The organism is Kocuria sp. KKT182, assembly GCF_055635395.1.
Genome location: NZ_CM145757.1, coordinates 2,040,059 through 2,056,276, shown reverse-complemented (window position 1 = coordinate 2,056,276; position 16,218 = coordinate 2,040,059). Strand labels below are relative to the sequence as shown.

Annotated in this window: 15 protein-coding genes; 9 read left to right on the top strand and 6 right to left on the bottom strand. The window is 73.4% G+C overall.

Annotated features, from left to right (window positions below; genetic code table 11):
• Positions 1-4 precede the first annotated feature (4 nt).
• The 5 genes from ggt (at position 5) to ACZ2G1_RS09510 (ending at position 4,941) form a co-directional block, all read left to right on the top strand.
• Positions 5-1,849, top strand: a complete 1,845-nt coding sequence (gene ggt, locus ACZ2G1_RS09530) for a gamma-glutamyltransferase (RefSeq protein WP_470376627.1) — start codon at positions 5-7, stop codon at positions 1,847-1,849.
• 151 nt (positions 1,850-2,000) lie between these two features.
• Positions 2,001-2,702 (top strand): hypothetical protein, encoded by a 702-nt coding sequence (locus tag ACZ2G1_RS09525; RefSeq protein WP_470376626.1) that lies wholly within the window; start codon positions 2,001-2,003, stop codon positions 2,700-2,702.
• A gap of 91 nt (positions 2,703-2,793) precedes the next feature.
• Positions 2,794-3,846: an LLM class flavin-dependent oxidoreductase gene (locus tag ACZ2G1_RS09520; RefSeq protein ID WP_017832982.1), complete on the top strand. Its 1,053-nt coding sequence runs from the start codon at positions 2,794-2,796 to the stop codon at positions 3,844-3,846.
• A gap of 58 nt (positions 3,847-3,904) precedes the next feature.
• Positions 3,905-4,237, top strand: coding sequence for an ArsR/SmtB family transcription factor (locus tag ACZ2G1_RS09515; RefSeq protein ID WP_109269238.1), 333 nt, complete (start codon positions 3,905-3,907; stop codon positions 4,235-4,237).
• Positions 4,234-4,941 (top strand): cation efflux transmembrane domain-containing protein, encoded by a 708-nt coding sequence (locus ACZ2G1_RS09510; RefSeq protein ID WP_470376625.1) that lies wholly within the window; start codon positions 4,234-4,236, stop codon positions 4,939-4,941. The genes ACZ2G1_RS09515 and ACZ2G1_RS09510 overlap by 4 nt, the downstream gene beginning before the upstream one ends.
• A gap of 40 nt (positions 4,942-4,981) precedes the next feature.
• Here ACZ2G1_RS09510 and ACZ2G1_RS09505 read toward each other — a convergent pair whose 3' ends face one another.
• The gene (locus ACZ2G1_RS09505; RefSeq protein ID WP_470376624.1) at positions 4,982-5,557 is read right to left on the bottom strand and encodes a cysteine hydrolase family protein; all 576 of its coding nucleotides are present in this window, start codon (positions 5,555-5,557) and stop codon (positions 4,982-4,984) included.
• A 124-nt stretch (positions 5,558-5,681) separates the two neighbouring features.
• On the opposite strand from ACZ2G1_RS09505, the gene ACZ2G1_RS09500 reads away from it, so the two are divergent.
• Positions 5,682-6,185, top strand: coding sequence for a phosphoribosyltransferase (locus ACZ2G1_RS09500; RefSeq protein ID WP_017832986.1), 504 nt, complete (start codon positions 5,682-5,684; stop codon positions 6,183-6,185).
• Positions 6,186-6,228: 43 nt separating this feature from the next.
• Here ACZ2G1_RS09500 and ACZ2G1_RS09495 read toward each other — a convergent pair whose 3' ends face one another.
• On the bottom strand, positions 6,229-6,759 hold the full coding sequence (locus ACZ2G1_RS09495) for a hypothetical protein (RefSeq protein ID WP_470376623.1): 531 nt from the start codon (positions 6,757-6,759) through the stop codon (positions 6,229-6,231).
• A gap of 225 nt (positions 6,760-6,984) precedes the next feature.
• Here ACZ2G1_RS09495 and ppc point away from each other — a divergent pair, with 225 nt between their 5' ends.
• A complete protein-coding gene (gene ppc, locus ACZ2G1_RS09490) occupies positions 6,985-9,801 on the top strand; it encodes a phosphoenolpyruvate carboxylase (RefSeq protein WP_470376622.1) in 2,817 nt (938 codons plus the stop codon).
• Between the two features lie 95 nt (positions 9,802-9,896).
• On the opposite strand, the gene ACZ2G1_RS09485 is transcribed toward ppc, so the two are convergent.
• Positions 9,897-10,340: an anthrone oxygenase family protein gene (locus tag ACZ2G1_RS09485; RefSeq protein ID WP_470376621.1), complete on the bottom strand. Its 444-nt coding sequence runs from the start codon at positions 10,338-10,340 to the stop codon at positions 9,897-9,899.
• Between the two features lie 10 nt (positions 10,341-10,350).
• On the bottom strand, positions 10,351-11,286 hold the full coding sequence (gene ppk2, locus ACZ2G1_RS09480; RefSeq protein WP_470376620.1) for a polyphosphate kinase 2: 936 nt from the start codon (positions 11,284-11,286) through the stop codon (positions 10,351-10,353).
• Positions 11,287-11,550: 264 nt separating this feature from the next.
• Here ppk2 and ACZ2G1_RS09475 point away from each other — a divergent pair, with 264 nt between their 5' ends.
• Positions 11,551-12,546: an IS481 family transposase gene (locus ACZ2G1_RS09475; protein ID WP_115156055.1), complete on the top strand. Its 996-nt coding sequence runs from the start codon at positions 11,551-11,553 to the stop codon at positions 12,544-12,546.
• Here the strand turns inward: ACZ2G1_RS09475 and ACZ2G1_RS09470 are convergent.
• A complete protein-coding gene (locus tag ACZ2G1_RS09470) occupies positions 12,543-13,007 on the bottom strand; it encodes an OsmC family protein (protein ID WP_035925479.1) in 465 nt (154 codons plus the stop codon). The genes ACZ2G1_RS09475 and ACZ2G1_RS09470 overlap by 4 nt on opposite strands.
• A gap of 125 nt (positions 13,008-13,132) precedes the next feature.
• Between ACZ2G1_RS09470 and ACZ2G1_RS09465 the strand changes: the two genes are divergently transcribed.
• The gene (locus ACZ2G1_RS09465; protein WP_470376619.1) at positions 13,133-13,690 is read left to right on the top strand and encodes a hypothetical protein; all 558 of its coding nucleotides are present in this window, start codon (positions 13,133-13,135) and stop codon (positions 13,688-13,690) included.
• A gap of 70 nt (positions 13,691-13,760) precedes the next feature.
• Here the strand turns inward: ACZ2G1_RS09465 and ACZ2G1_RS09460 are convergent, their stop codons facing one another.
• Positions 13,761-16,175 (bottom strand): glycoside hydrolase family 31 protein, encoded by a 2,415-nt coding sequence (locus tag ACZ2G1_RS09460; RefSeq protein ID WP_470376618.1) that lies wholly within the window; start codon positions 16,173-16,175, stop codon positions 13,761-13,763.
• Positions 16,176-16,218 lie beyond the last annotated feature (43 nt).

Genomic DNA, 16,218 nt, shown 5'->3' with positions numbered 1-16,218 from the left:
GCCCATGCGCGCATCCCTGAGGTACCTCGCACTGGGTCTGGCCGGAGCGCTCGGCGTCTCCGGCACCGTTCTCGGCGGCTCCGCGGCCGTCGCGCACGACGACCGGCAGCACGGGGGCCGGGGCTCGCCGGTCACCGCCGAGCTGCCCAAGGTCCCCGTCATGACCGGCGGCGGCGGCGCGGTCTCCTCCGTGGACCCGCTCGCGAGCCAGGTCGGCATCGACGTGCTCGAGCGGGGCGGCAACGCCGCCGACGCCGCCGTGGCCGCGGCCGCGGCCCTGGGCGTCACCGAGCCGTACTCCGCGGGCATCGGCGGCGGCGGGTTCTTCGTGCACTACAGCGCGGAGACCGGCGAGGTCCGCACGGTCGACGGGCGCGAGACGGCCCCGGTTACGTTCACGGAGGACGAGTTCCTGGACGAGGGCGGCGAGCCCCTCGACTTCGCCACCGTGGTCAGCTCCGGGAAGTCCGTGGGCGTGCCCGGCACCCTGGCCACGTGGGAGACCGCGGCCGAGGAGTTCGGCACGATGGACCTGCACCGGTTGCTGCGGCCCGCGGAGCGGATCGCCGCCCGCGGCTTCGTGGTGGACGAGAACTTCCAGGAGCAGACCGCCCAGAACGCCGAGCGCTTCGGGAAGTTCCCCGAGACCGCGGAGCTGTTCCTGCGCGACGGCGAGGCGCCCGCGGTCGGCACCGTGTTCCGCAACCCCGACCTCGCCCGCACCTACCGCACCATCCGGCACGAGGGCACCGGCGCCTTCTACGACGGGTCGATCGGGGCGGCGGTCGTCGACGCGAGCCGGGAGCCCGCCACCGCCGAGGGCGTGGAGGTGCTCCCCGGGGAGCTGACCCTCGAGGACCTGGGATCCTACGAGGCCCTGCTCAAGGACCCGGTCTCCACCGAGTACCGCGGCCTGGAGGTCTACGGCATGGGGCTGCCCAGCTCCGGCGGCATCACGGTGGCCGAGACCCTGAACCTCCTGGAGGCCTACGACGAGCGCACCGGGACGGCCCTCGGCGAAACCTCCGGGACCCAGTACCTGCACCGCTTCTCGGAGGCCACGGCGACCGCCTTCGCCGACCGCAACCGGTGGATCGGGGACGTGCAGGGCGTGCCCGTCGAGGAGCTCACGAGCCAGGAGTTCGCCGACGAGCGGGCCTGCCTCTTCGACCCCGCCGCGGCCCAGGAGCGCCCGATCCCCTTCGGTGAGCCGGACGGGGACTACGCCGCGTGCGGGACTCCCGGGGCCCGTCAGCCCGAGCCGGTCGGCGGCGTCTCGACCACCCACCTCAACGTGGCCGACCGGTGGGGCGACGTGGTCTCCTACACCCTCACCATCGAGCAGACCGGCGGCTCCGGGATCACGGTCCCGGACCACGGGTTCCTGCTCAACAACGAGCTGACCGACTTCAACTTCGCGCCCGTCACCGAGGGCGTGCCGGACCCGAACCTGCCCGGCCCGGGCAAGCGGCCCCGCTCGTCGATGAGCCCCACGATCGTGCTCCGGGACGGGGAGCCGTGGATGTCGGTGGGCACCCCCGGCGGCGCCACGATCATCACCACGGTGGCGCAGATCCTCACCGGGCACATCGACCGGGACCTCGACCTCGTCGACGCCGTGGCCGCGCCCCGGCTGAGCTCCCGCAACGGGGCCGAGGGCACCGACCTGGGTCTCCTCGACTCGCCCACGGGCGACGAACTGATCGCCCTCGGGCACGAGCTCGAGGACGTGCGCTGGATCGGCAACGCCTCCGCCATCCGGATCCTCGGCGACGGCCGCTTCGAGGCGGCGGCCGAGACCGAGCGCGGCTACGGCGGCTCCGCCATGGTGGTGCACCCCGAGCCGTGATGCCGCCCTGTTGCTGACCGGCCGCTGACCTGTTGCCGAGGCCCCGGGCCCCGTCCGCTCCGGACGGGGCCCGGGGACCGCCGGGACACGTCCTAGGCTGGGTCCGGACCGCGCGTCCCGCGCCACGTCCGTCCGACCCAGGAGCCGCACCGTGTTCAGCCACCCGCCCGCCGACCGCCCCGGCCCCTCCGAGCCCGTCGTGCCGGGGGACCCCGCCCTGGACGACCGGTGGCGGGCGGCCACGGCCGGGTGGCGCCCGTCCTCGATCCGCCCGTCCTCGATCCGCTCGGGCGAGCCCGACCGCGTCCGCGCCTGGGTGCGCCACGCCTGGGAGGGCCTCGCCGGCGGGGGTGTCGACGGCGCGGTCGCCGGGCCGGAGGACGACGACGCCGTCGGCCGGCGGGTGCGCGACCTGATGACCGTCGCCGCGCTGTTCGTCCTCCAGGAGCGCTTCCTGGCCGTCGCCGCCGGCGAGCCGGCCCCCGCCGGGGCGCCCGACCCCCGGCGGGACGGCGCCCCCCTGGGCGACGACGAGGTCCTGGCGGTCGTGCGGCAGACGTGGGAGATCGACCCCGCGGAGGAGGGGGCGGAGGGGTTCGCGGCGGAGCTCGCCGGGTTCCTGCAGGACCACCTGGACGAGCTCGCCGAGGAGGTCCGCGAGCGGCTGGTGGACCGGCGCGGCCCCACCCAGGTGTTCGCCGAGCTGTGGAGCCTCGAGCACGTGGACGAGCTCGAGCCCGCCGACCAGGAGGGGGAGCCCCCGTTCCCGCTTCCCACCGACGACATCGCGTGGATCGTCAGCGGCGTCCCCGGCCCCGAGAAGCACACCGCCTGGGAATGGCTCACCCGCTGAGCCGGACCCCGGCCGCAGCGGCACCGGAATAAGCCGGCTCACCCACGACTTTTATGGATGTATCCACAAAATTTGCGACGAGGAGCCCCGCATGACCATCCAGCTCGGCCTGAACACCTTCGGCGACCTCTACCCCGGGCCGGACGGGCGGATGCTCGGCGGGGCACAGGTGATCCGCAACGTCGTGGCCGAGGCGGTGCTGGCCGACCAGGTGGGACTGGACTTCTTCGGCATCGGCGAGCACCACCGGGAGGACTTCGCGGTCTCCTCGCCCGAGACGGTGCTCGCCGGCATCGCCACGGTCACGGAGCGGATCCGCCTGGGCTCCGCGGTGACCGTGCTCAGCTCCGACGACCCGGTGCGGGTCTACCAGCGCTTCGCCACCGTGGACGCACTCTCGTCCGGCCGCGCCGACGTCATCCTGGGCCGCGGCTCCTTCACCGAGTCCTTCCCGCTGTTCGGCTACCCGCTGGACGAGTACGAGGCGCTGTTCGAGGAGAAGCTGCAGCTGTTCGACCGGCTCCGCACCGAGGGCCGGATCGACTGGCAGGGCCGGCTGCGCGCGCCCATCCAGGGCCTGGAGGTCTACCCCAAGACCGAGGCCGGCGCGCTGCGCACGTGGATCGCCGTGGGCGGCTCGCCCAACTCGGTGGTCCGCGCCGCCCACTACGGGCTGCCCGTCATCTTCGCGATCATCGGCGGCAGCCCCTCGGCCTTCGCGCCCTTCGCCGACTACTACCGCCAGGCCCTCGAGCACTTCGAGAAGGAGCCGCAGCCGGTGGCCTTCCACTCCCCGGGCTACGTCGCGGAGACCGACGAGCAGGCCCGCGAGGAGTTCTTCCCGCACCAGGCGTACACGCACGCCCGGATCGGCAGGGAGCGCGGCTGGGGCCCGCTGACCCGCGCGGAGTTCGACGCGATGTGCGGGCCGGAGGGCGCCTACTTCGTGGGCTCCCCGGAGACGGTCGCCCGCAAGATCGTCCGGTCCTCGGCGGCGCTCGGCGCCTCGCGCTTCGACCTCAAGTACGCGGTGGGCACCCTGGACCACGCCCGGATGCGGCGCAGCATCGAGCTCTTCGGCACCGAGGTGCGCCGCTACGTCGAGGACATGACCGCCGACCTGTCGGCGCCCGTCACCGGCTGAGCTCCGGGCGATCGGCCTTCCCGAGTACTCAGTACACGCCAACGTGTACTGTTGGAGTATGACCTCGGTCGGCTCCACCCACGCCGCTGCCCTGACCCGGTTCGGCAGCGCCCTCTCGGAGGGCGTCCGCACCCGGATCCTGCTGTCCCTGCGCGAGGCCCCGGCGCGCCCCACGGACCTGACCGAGAGCCTCGGCGTGTCGAAGCAGGTGGTCTCCAATCAGCTCGCCTGCCTGCGCGGGTGCGGGCTCGTCGAGGCCACCCGCGAGGGACGCAACACCTGGTACCGGCTGGCCGACCCCCGTTTGGGCGGTGCGCTGGGAGAGCTGCTGGACCTGGTGGTCGCCGTGGACCCGGTCTGCTGCTCCCCGGAAGGCTGCACCTGCGCATGAGCTCGACCTCTCTCGGCCCCAGGCCCATCACGGCGGACCGGCGGGCTCTCCTGCACCGGAGGGTGCGGTGGATCGTGGCCGGCACGATCACCTACAACGTCCTCGAAGTGATCGTCGCGATCACCGCCGGTGCCGTCGCCTCGTCCTCGGCACTGATCGGCTTCGGCCTCGACTCCGTCGTCGAGGTGCTGTCGGCGGCCGCGGTGGCCTGGCAGTTCGCCGCTCCGGACCCGCATCGCAGGGAGCGGGCGGCCATGCGGGTGATCGCCTTCTCCTTCTTCGGGCTCGCGGTCTTCGTCACCGTCGACGCACTGCGCGCCCTGCTCGGGGCCGCCGAGCCGGAGCACTCCCCGGTCGGGATCGGACTGGCAGCGTTGAGCCTGGTGGTCATGCCGCTGCTGTCCTGGTTCGAGCGCCGCACCGGCCGGGAGCTGGGCTCCGCCTCAGCGGTGGCCGACTCCCGGCAGACCCTGCTGTGCACCTACCTCTCGGCCGTGCTGCTGGTGGGCCTGGTCCTCAACAGCGCCTTGGGCTGGGCCTGGGCCGACCCGGTCGCCGCGCTGGTGATCGCCGTCGTAGCGCTGCGAGAGGGCCTGGAGGCCTGGCGGGGGGACGCCTGCTGCACGCCGGCGGCCGTCCTCGTCGGCGCGGACGCCGACGACGACGCGGAAGGGTGCGGCCCCGGCTGCTCCTGCTGCCCGTGAGCCGGCTCCCGAGGCGCCGCTCCCAGCGCGGGCCCGGCGCTCAGCTCCGCAGCCGGGCCACGGCCTCGTCCTGGTGCAGGATGTCCTGGCGCATCTCGTCCTCGAGGAAGGCCAGCAGCGCGCGGGAGAGCTCCGAGTTCTCGGAGGCCACGGCGTCCCGGGCCACCGCGGCCCGGAAGTTGTGGGCGAACGCGTCGATCGCGGTCTGGGCGACGCAGCTGTGCGTGGAGATCCCGCAGAGCATCAGGTGGGTGGCGTCCAGGTTGCGCAGCCGGGCCGCGAGGTCCGTGTCGAAGAACGCGCTGTCCCGGGTCTTGACCAGCCCCGTCCCGCCCTCGGTGTCGAGACCGGCCACGTACTCGGACTGCTCCGTGCCGGGGAACGCGAAGCCCTGCCCGTCGTCGTGCATGTTGACGGTCCACGTGGAGCCGTCCCGCTCGTGCTGTGTGCGGATCAGCACGATCGGGCAACCGCCCTCGCGGGCCGCCCGGATCAGCTCGTTGACCTTCTCCGTCACGGGCTCCCGCTGCTCCTCGAGCTCGGGGAAGTCGAAGTACGAGTTCTGCATGTCGATGACGAGCAGGGCGGTGCGGCCCTGCGCCGGGTGCTGGGGCATGGCGTCCTCTCCGGTACGGGGGGAGCCCCGCGAGGGGCTCCGGTGGACAACGATCCGATCAGTGAACTTACTACCTTCGGGCGCGCGGCTCCACCCGCTCCGGGGCTCCGGTAGCCTGAGGCGCATGGCCTATCACGCGGACGCCCTCGAGCTCGAGGGCAAGGAGATCCTCACGTGGGAACGCTTCGGCGAAGCGACCCAGGAGCTCGCCCAGAGCGTCGTGGACAGCGGCTTCCTGCCGGACATCATCATCGCGGTGGCCCGCGGCGGTCTGCTCCCGGCCGGTGCGCTGTCCTACGCGATGGGGGTCAAGCTCTCGGACGCGATCAACGTGGAGTTCTACACCGACGTCCACCAGACCCTGCCGGACCCCGTGCTGCTCGCCCCGATGCTGGACACCGAGTCCATCGCGGGCCGGAAGCTGCTCGTCGTCGACGACGTGGCCGACTCCGGGCGGACCCTCGCCCTGGTGCTGGAGCTGCTGCGCGGCCTGGGCGCGGAGGCGCGCTCCGCCGTCATCTACGGCAAGCCCCGCTCCGTGATCCGGCCCGACTACCTGTGGAAGGCCACCGACGACTGGATCGTCTTCCCCTGGTCGGCCGCCCCGCCGGTCACCGCCGGCGCCTGACCGCCCCCGGGGCCGCGTCCCGCCCGGGCCGCTCCTCGTCCGGTCAGCGCAGCGCCGCCCGCACCCCGGGGTGGCCGGCCATGACGAGCCACACGACGTTGACCGCGACCAGGACGGCGGTGCTGAGCCCGGGCAGCAGGTGCCCGCCCAGCAGGAACACCGCCAGGTCGAAGAGGTCGCCGAGCACGGCCAGGGAGCAGAAGACGATGCCGAGGATCCAGCCCCACTGCAGCTGCTCGCGCAGCGGGAACCAGACCAGCGCGTAGAGGGCCGTCGTCAGCACCACGCCGAGGAGCGCCAGCGCGGCGGACAGCCCGGCGCCGGGGAGCCCCGGCACCCGCGCCAGGTCCTCCATGCCGGGGAGCTGGGCGCTGGGGCCCGCGACCGTCTGCACGAACGTGTCCGCCACGTTGACGGCGAACGAGAGCAGGGTGAGCCGCAGCAGCAGGCGCAGCCGGGCCGTCATCGGCGGCCCGGGCGGGACCGTGCCGGGACCCGGTCCGCCGGGGAGCCGCGGGGGCGGCCCGCCGCCCGGACGGTGCGGGCCGCCGGGACCGTGCGGGTGCTGGCTCATGGCCTGTGCCTCCTGGCGCGCGCGAGGTGTGCTCACCGCCGAACCTACCGCTCCCTGCCCCGTCCGGCACGGGTTTCCGGGGATCGTCCCCCGCGGGACCTCCCCGGGGCGGCCCGTGCGACGTGGATCACCCGGGGTAGGCTGGCACGGTAGGCACCGACGGCGCGACCGCTCGTCGGTCGTGCGCGCACCCGTGACGACCGACCAGCCAGGAGCAGCCGCGACATGACGACTCAGCACGACCGGACCGCCGCCCCCGACCGCCACCGCGCCGAGGTGATCGACGCCCCGCTGCGTGCGGACGTCCGCCGCATCACGACCCTGCTGGGGGAGACCCTGGCCCGCCAGCGCGGCGAGGAGCTGCTGGAGCTGGTCGAGCAGGTCCGCCGGCTCACCAAGGACGCGAAGGACGCCAAGGCCTCCGGGGCCGACGACGCCGCGGGCCAGGTCCGCGACCTGCTCGGCTCCCTGCCCCTGGACCGGGCGACGGACCTGGTGCGGGCCTTCGCCCACTACTTCCACCTGGCCAACGCCGCCGAGCAGGTGCACCGCGTGCGCGTGCTCGGCCGCCGCCCCGAGGACGAGGGGTGGCTCGCCGCGGCGGTCGCCGACGTCGCCGCCGAGGCCGGTCCCGACGCCCTGCGCGAGGCGGTGGGCAGCCTGGACGTCCGGCCGGTGTTCACCGCGCACCCCACCGAGGCCTCCCGGCGCTCCGTGCTGACCAAGATCCGGCACCTCTCCGACATCCTGGCCCGCGAGACCGCCGAGGGCTCCGCCGCGCGCCGCAGCCAGGACCGGCGCCTCGCCGAGCTGATCGAGCTCCTGTGGCAGACCGACGAACTGCGCCAGAACCGCCCCACCCCGCTCGACGAGGCCCGCAACGCCCTGTACTACCTGCGGGAGGTCCTCACCGAGACCATGCCCGTGCTGCTCGCGGACCTCGAGGACCAGCTCTCGCAGCACGACGTGCACCTGCCGGCCGGCCCCCCGCCGCTGCGCTTCGGGTCCTGGATCGGCGGGGACCGGGACGGCAACCCCAACGTCACCCCCGAGATGACCCGCCGGGTCCTCCAGCTGCAGGGGCAGGCGGCCGTCGATATCGCCCTGAGCTTCCTGGACGTGCTGGTCTCCCGGCTGTCCCCCTCCACCGCCATCGTCGAGGTCGACCCCGAGCTGCGCGAGTCCGTGGAGCGGGACGTGGCCCACCTGCCCGGCCTGGACCCGCGGGTCCTGGAGCTCAACGCGCAGGAGCCGTACCGGCTCAAGCTCACCTGCATCAAGGCCAAGCTGATCAACACCCGCCGCCGGTTCGCGGAGGAGACCGTCCACGAGCCGGGCCGGGACTACCGGACCACCGCCGAGCTCGTGGCCGACCTCGACGTGGTGGCACGCTCGCTGCGGCACCACGCGGGCGCGCTCGCCGCCGACGGCTCGCTCGCCGCGGCGACCCGCACCATCGCCGGCTTCGGCCTGGGCCTGGCCACCCTGGACGTCCGCGAGCACGCCGACGCCCACCACGAGGCCGTGGGGCAGCTGCTCGACCGGCTGGGCGAGCTGGACCAGCCGTACGCGGACATGGACCGGGGGGCGCGCGCCGCGGCGCTCGCCGGGGAGCTCGCCGGCCGCCGCCCGCTCGCCCCGCCGGGGCTGTCCACGGGCGCCGTGCACCTCGACGGCGACGCGGACCGGACGTTCGCGGTCTTCCGGGAGATCGCCCGGGCCCAGGAGACCTACGGCGAGGAGATCGTCGAGACCTACATCGTGTCCATGACCCGCGACGCGGACGACATCCTGGCCCCCGTGATCCTGGCCCGCGAGGCCGGGCTGGTGGACCTCACCGGCGAGCAGGACCGCGCCACCCTCGGCTTCGCACCGCTGCTGGAGACCGTCGGGGAGCTGCGCCGCTCCGCGGAGGTCATCGACGAGCTGCTCTCCGACCCGGCCTACCGGCGGGTGGTCGCGGCGCGCGGGAACATCCAGGAGGTCATGCTCGGCTACTCCGACTCCAACAAGGAGTCCGGGGTGATGACCAGCCGGTGGGAGATCCACCGGACCGAGCGCCGGCTGCGCGACGTCGCCGCCCGGCACGGCGTGCGGCTGCGGCTCTTCCACGGCCGCGGCGGCTCCGTGGGCCGCGGCGGCGGCCCCACCCACGACGCGATCCTCGCCCAGCCCAGCGGCGTCCTCGCCGGCGAGATCAAGTTCACCGAGCAGGGCGAGGTGATCAGCGACAAGTTCTCCCTCCCCGCCCTGGCCCGGGAGAACCTCGAGCTGTCCCTGGCCGCCGTGCTGCGTGCCACGGCGCTGCACCAGGACCCGCGCTCCACCGAGGAGGAGCTGGACCGGTGGGGCGAGGTCATGGACGTGGTCAGCGACGCCGCCTTCTCCTCCTACACGGGCCTGGTCGAGGACCCCGACCTGCCGGAGTACTTCCTGTCCGCCACCCCGGTGGAGCAGCTCGGCGCGCTGAACATCGGCTCCCGCCCGGCCAAGCGCCCGTCGTCGGACAAGGGCCTGTCCGGGCTGCGGGCCATCCCGTGGGTCTTCGGCTGGACGCAGTCCCGGCAGATCGTGCCCGGCTGGTTCGGGGTGGGCTCGGGCCTGCGCGCCGCCCGCGAGGCGGGGATGGAAGGGGACCTGCGCACCATGCTGGAGCGCTGGCACTTCTTCCGCTCCGTGATCTCCAACGTGGAGATGACCGTGGCGAAGACCGACCTGGAGATCGCCGCCCACTACGTCCGGGCGCTGGTGCCCGAGCGGCTCCAGCACGTGTTCGAGGTGATCCGCCGCGAGTACGAGCTCACCCTCGACGAGCTCGCCCGGCTCACCGGGCAGGCGGAGCTGCTGGACGGCAACCCCACCCTGAAGCAGACGCTCGAGGTGCGGGACCAGTACCTCGACCCCATCTCCTACCTGCAGGTGGAGCTGCTCCGCCGGATCCGGGAGCAGGACGCCGAGGGCGGGGAGGTCGACGAGGGCCTGCAGCGGGCCCTGCTCATCACCATCAACGGGGTGGCCGCCGGCCTGCGCAACACCGGCTGACCGGCCGGGCCGGGCGGCGGCGCGGAGGGCGCGGCCGCTCGGATCCGGTCCGCGGGCGGGAAGAGGTCCGCGGCCCGGCCGGACCGGGGCCCGGATCAGGGGACGGGCAGCAGCAGGGCGACGGCGCCGAGCACGGACAGTCCCGCCCGGAGGTGGTTGGCCCGCGTCCACGGCCGCGCGTAGGCGGACCACACCACGGTCCGGCGATCGGTGCGGGCCAGCCGGACGTTGAGCGGGACGTTGACCGCCACGGTCAGGACCCAGCCCGCCAGGGAGGCCAGCGCACCCAGCACGCGCAGCGGCCCGCCGGGTGCGGAGAGGCTCGTGCCGACCACGACCAGACAGGCCAGGGCGGTGCCGAAGAACAGGACCAGGAACGGCGCCCGCACCGCGGCCCGGTTGACGGCGATCATCGCCGAGGCCGCCGCGCCGCCGGGGAGGCGCCGCAGCGCCGGCATCACCACCAGGGAGAACGCCAGGTAGAACCCGCCGACGAGGCCCGAGCCGATCCCGGCGACCAGCGCCGGCCACGTCTCCACGCCGCGGGGCTCAGTCGCCGACGGCGTCGCGGCCGCGGCGCACGATCAGCGGATCGGCCGGGTGGACCACGGACGGGTCCTTGTCCTCGTAGTCGAACTGGTCCAGGAAGAAGCGCAGCGCGTTGATCCTCGCCCGCTTCTTGTCGTTGGACTTCACCGTGGTCCAGGGAGCGTGGTCGGTGTCCGTGCGCAGGAACATCTCCTCCTTCGCCTCGGTGTAGTCCTCCCACCGGTCCAGGGAGGCGAGGTCCTGCGGGGAGAGCTTCCACCGGCGCACGGGGTCGATCTGGCGGATCGCGAACCGGGTCCGCTGCTCCTGCTGGGTCACGGAGAACCAGAGCTTGGTGAGGTGGATGCCGGAGTCCACGAGCATCTTCTCGAACACCGGGGCCTGGTCCATGAACCACGCGTAGTCCTGCGGGGTGCAGAAGCCCATCACGGGCTTCACCACCGCGCGGTTGTACCAGGAGCGGTCGAAGAGCACCATCTCCCCGGCGGTGGGCAGGTGGCGGATGTAGCGCTGGAAGTACCACTGCCCGGCCTCGCGGTCCGAGGGCTTGGTCAGGGCCACGACCCGGGCGGCGCGCGGGTTGAGGTACTCGGTGAACCGCTTGATCGTCCCGCCCTTGCCGGCGGCGTCCCGGCCCTCGAACACGATGACGTGCTGGAGGTCGTGGTCCTGGCCCCAGTACTGGAACTTCAGCAGCTCGATCTGGAGCTTGTACTTCTCCAGCTCGTACTCCTCCCGGCTCATCAGCTCGTCGTAGGGGTGGTCCTCCCGCCAGGTCTCCACGGCCGAGCCCCCCGGGTCGATCAGGTCCGGGTCCTCCTCGTGCCCGTGGGGCACGGTGTAGCCCATCTGCGTGAGGTGGTCGATGAACTCCCGCAGGTTCTCCCGCACGGCCCACTGGTCGGCGGGCATCCACTGCCGTTTTCCGTCGGGCATCGGCCGTTCCTCTCCGGTCAGGGTCTCTTGAGCGCAGTGTAGGCGTGCTCATCCTGACCCGCCCGGGCGGCGAGCACATGACCGCCCGGTGAACACCGGGGTCCGGCCGCGCCGGGCCGACCGTGCGGAACCCCGTGCGGTCGGCTAGGTGTGATGTCCAGGGAGGTTGTCCCGCCGCAAGGCGGTGAGTCGGGCTGACACGGGAAGGCCTCCGGTAGTGAAGTGGAGCTGTCTAGTTCACCGCTTCACCCACCGGAGGCCTTCATGTCCCACGTTAACGCCGTCCTGACCCCTCGTACACGCCTACGCCTGGCCCGGCTGATCGTCGAGGATCAGTGGACCTACGCCGCGGCGGCCAAGATGTTCATGGTCTCTGCCCGCACGGCCAAGAAATGGGCCGACCGCTACCGGGCCGAAGGCCAAGCCGGGATGGCTGATCGCAGCTCTCGCCCGCGCACCAGCCCGACCAAGACCGCCCCCGGGGTGGTCCGGAGGATCGTGGCCCTGCGGTGGCGACACCGGCTGGGCCCAGTGCAGATCGCCGGCCGACTCGGAATGCCGGCCTCGACCGTGCATGCGGTGCTGGTGCGCTGCCGGATCAACCGGCTCTCCCGCATCGACCGGGTCACCGGCGAACCCCTGCGCCGCTACGAACACGACCATCCCGGATCACTGATCCACGTCGACGTCACCAAGTTCGGCAACATCCCCGACGGAGGTGGCTGGCGCTACCTCGGTAAGCAGCAAGGCGACCGCAACCGCGCCACCACCGATACTCAACGCCGCAAAGGCCCAGTACGTGGCCCCCTGATCGGGACCGCCTTCGTGCATACCGTGATCGATGACCACTCCCGGATGGCGTACGCGGAGATCTGCACCGATGAGAAGGCTGCCACCGCGATCGGGGTGCTGCGCCGAGCCAGGGCGTGGTTCGCCGACCAGGGCGTCACCGTGGAGCGGGTGCTCTCGGACAACGGGTCCTGCTACCGCTCCCATGCCTGGGCCCAGGCCTGCGCCGAGCTGAGCATCAAGACCAAACGCACCCGCCCCTACCGGCCCCAGACCAACGGCAAGATCGAACGCTTCCACCGCACCCTGGCCGATGGCTGGGCCTACGCCCGGTTCTACCCCTCCACGGCAGAGCGCGACGATGCCCTACCGGGCTGGCTGCACTTCTACAATCATCATCGAGCCCACTCCGCACTTGGAGGCCAGCCACCGGTCACCCGCCTGACCAACCTCCCTGGACATCACAGCTAGGGGGTCTCGCCCGCGGCACCGTCGACGCCGACGCTCACGTCGTGGCCGACGGCGGTGCCGTGCTCCACCGTCCGCGAGACCGTGCAGTACTTGTCGTGGGACAGGGTGACGAGGCGTTGGACCATGCCGGCGGCCTTGCGGCCGGCGGCGTCGTCGGGGAACGCGAGGTGGAAGGAGAGGTGCAGGTCCTCCAGACGGTTTGCGCCGTTCTCCTCGAGGATCTTCCGTCCGGTCGCCTCGACGCGGAACTCCGAGGGCTCCGAGCTGCGGGAGGTCGCGACGTCCACGTCGATGGCCGAGCACCCGGCGATGGCGGCCAGCAGGAGCTCCACGGGGGACAGCAGACCCTCACCGCGGCCGAAGGCGATCTCGGCCCCCTCGGCGTTGCGGGCGGTGTAGTGGCCGGTGGCGGTGCGGGTCAGCTCGACGGAACGCGGGGCGGGGTCGTTGATCTCACTCATGCACCCATGATGCCAACCCCGCTCGCGTCGGCGGTCCCGGCACCGCCCCCGGGTCCGGCGGAATAGGCGCTGCGGCCGTCACCGTTGACGTGGGAACGTCACCGTCCAGCGCCCAGGAGGCAGGCTTGTCCCCATCACGACCGGCGCACGACGGCCGCGAGCCCGAGGAGCCCGAGCAGAACCACCTGGACGCCGAGCTCGAGGCGCTGATCGCCGACTACCGCCGGCTGCACCAGGACGACGCCCGCCTGCGCCGGATCGAGCGCATCATCCACGCCGTCCGCCGGTCCGCCGAGGAGGAGGGCGGGGACCGTGCCGGCGCGATCCGCGAGGAGCAGATCGCGCCCGTGCTGAGGGTCCAGGACGCGCGGCGGGTCGCCGCCGGGGTGCTGCGCACCGAGGAGGACATGAGGGCCTACGCGGCCCGTTTCGCCCGGCGCAGCACCGAGAAGGACCCGGCCGGGAGGGACCTGGAGCGCCAGGCGCACGCGCTGGACGCCGCGGGCCGGAACTGGGTGCTCATGATCGGCCAGAACCGTGACCACGGACTGGTCGCCTGCCGCTTCGTCCGGGAGAAGGGCATCCCGCACGCCCGCGTGGTGTCCTTCACCGCGGAACGGCTGAGGCTGCCCATCCTGGTCGTCGAGCTCGGCCTGGACGAGGAGGGCCCCTGCCCCGGGTGAGCTCTCCGCCGCGGGCGGCGGCCGGGGGCGCGGGGCACGCCACGACGGGTCGACCTCCGGCGACCAGGGGTCAGGTCCGCGTCGCCAGCACCAGCTCCGTGAGCGCGCTGAGCAGCGGCCCCTCCACGCCCAGGGCGGGTGCCTGCCCGAGCGCCCCCACGGGATCGCGCCGCACGGCCTCGTGCACCCGCCGCTTGACCTCGTAGCCGATCTGGGCGTCGTTGAGCAGGTCGAAGACGCGGTCCGCGGGATCCTGGGCGGCCACGGCGCCCAGTCCCGCCGACCGCACCACGATCTGCGCCCCGGGGGCGACCCCCTCGACGGTGACCGAGGTGCGGTGCCCGCGCACGCCGTTCCCCCGCCGGTCGGTGCGGGCCGGGACGGTCCTCCCGTCCACGGTCACGGTCGGCTCCGCCGGCTCCTCGAGGCCGATGAAGGTGAGGGTCCAGGTGCGCGCCGCCGGCAGGCAGCCGAGGTGGCCGTGTGCCGGGCCGATCGTGAACTCCCCGGCGGCTGCGTCGAGGGCGAGCGGGGTGCGCGCCCAGCGGGCCGGGTCGAGGCCGTCGCCGCTGTCGTCGTCCTCGTCCAGGACGGTGCGGTGCGAGGCGCCGGCGACCACCAGGACCTCCAGCTCCCCGGGATTGCCGGGGCCCGGCGCGGCGTCGTCGTCGGACCCCGCGAGGGGCACGATCGCGCCGGCGCGGGCCAGGACGGGCACGTCGTCGAGGCCCCGGTGCAGCACGAGCTCCCGCCCGCCGTCGTAGACGGTGCCCGTGAACAGGTCCGTCCAGGACCCCTCCGGCAACCACACCGGCACCGCCGCGCGGGTGACCACGGGGTCCGCGGGGGAGGTGACCGGGGCGACCATCAGCTCGGGCCCGAACAGGTACTGGTGGCCGTACCGGTAGGCCTGCTCCGCCTCCGGGTGCTCGTGGTACAGGGGCCGGACCAGGGGGACGCCCTCCACCGCGGCGGCCCGGTTGGCGGTGTGCAGGTAGGGGACCAGCCGGTGCCGCAGCCGGAGGCCGCGCTCCATGGCCTCCGCGTAGGGGGAGCGGTAGCGCCACGGCTCCTTGGCGATGAAGTCGTTGTCGCCCGAGTGCAGGCGCAGGATCGGGGAGAACACCCCGAACTGCAGCCAGCGGGTGGCCAGCTCGTCGTCGCGGGCGCCGAAGACGTGCCCGCCGATGTCGTGGCTCCACCAGCCGAAGCCGATGTTCGCCGCCGTCGCCGTGAAGTACGGCTGGAACGCCAGCGAGGCCCAGGAGATGACGGTGTCGCCGGAGAAGCCGACCGGGTAGCGGTGGCTGCCGGGCCCGGCGTAGCGGGAGAGCGTCAGCGGGCGGGACCCGTCCGCGCCGGAGTCCAGGAAGTGGTAGTGGTTGAGCACCCACAGGGGGTCCACCCCGGGCAGCCGCGAGTGCGGCCCGGACTGCCAGTCGATCCACCAGAAGTCCACGCCGTCGGCCTCCAGGCCGCGGTGCAGGACCTCGAAGTACGCGGCCACGAAGTCCCGGTCGGTGACGTCGAAGGCCACGGGCTCCTCCGAGCCCGGCTCGCGCCCCAGGGCCTCGAGCATCGCGGGGTGCGCGTCCTCGAAGGAGCGCACCCCGTCGGCCGGGTGCAGGTTGAGCGTGACCCGGTAGCCGCGCTCGTGCGCCCACGCGAGGAAGCCCCGCGGGTCCGGGAACAGCTCCCGGTTCCAGGTGTAGCCCGTCCAGCCCGAGCCGTGCCGGCGCTCCACGTGCTCGTCCGTGAGGTGCCAGTCCATGTCCACCACCAGCACGGAGAACGGGAGGCGGCGCCGATCGAACTCGGCGACCAGCTCCCGGTACTCGGCCTCGTCGTAGGCGTGGTACCGGCTCCACCAGTTGCCGAGCGCCCAGCGCGGCAGGACGGGCTGCGGCCCGGACAGGGCGTAGAAGTCGCGCAGCGCCTGCTGGTGGTCGTGGCCCCAGCCGAAGAGGTAGAGGTCCACGGCGCCCTCCTCGCCGGCGCGCGGGGCGTACCAGCCGTCGTCCGTGAGCAGCACCGAAGCGGAGTCGTCGACCACCCCGAAGCCCTCGCGGGACGTGATGCCCGGCTCGAGCGGGATCGGGCCGTCCGCCTCGTCCAGGGTGCGCGCGGTCCCGCCCAGGCCGGGGGCGGGGACGCCGTAGCGCCACACGCTGTGGTAGTTGGTCACGCCGCCGCGGATCTGCGCGGACAGGCCCGTCGGGCTGAAGGCCCGCTCGTCGTAGCTGAGGTGGATCCGCTCCGTGCTCAGCTCGAGCCCGGCCGCCGTGCGCCGCACCCGGAACTCCGGCACCGGGAACCGGCGGTCGACGGCGAACGCGGACGGGCGGTCCTCGAAGCGGCCGGCGGGACTGTACTCCAGGCGCAGCAGCCCGGGGCTCAGCACGCTGATGCGGTAGTGCTCGCCGGCGACGACGGCGCCCGGGTCCGCGGTGCCGGCGCCGGTGGGACGGAAGTGGGGGAGGGGCATGCGTCCACCCTAGGCGGACCGGGGCGGGAATAATCCGGGACGG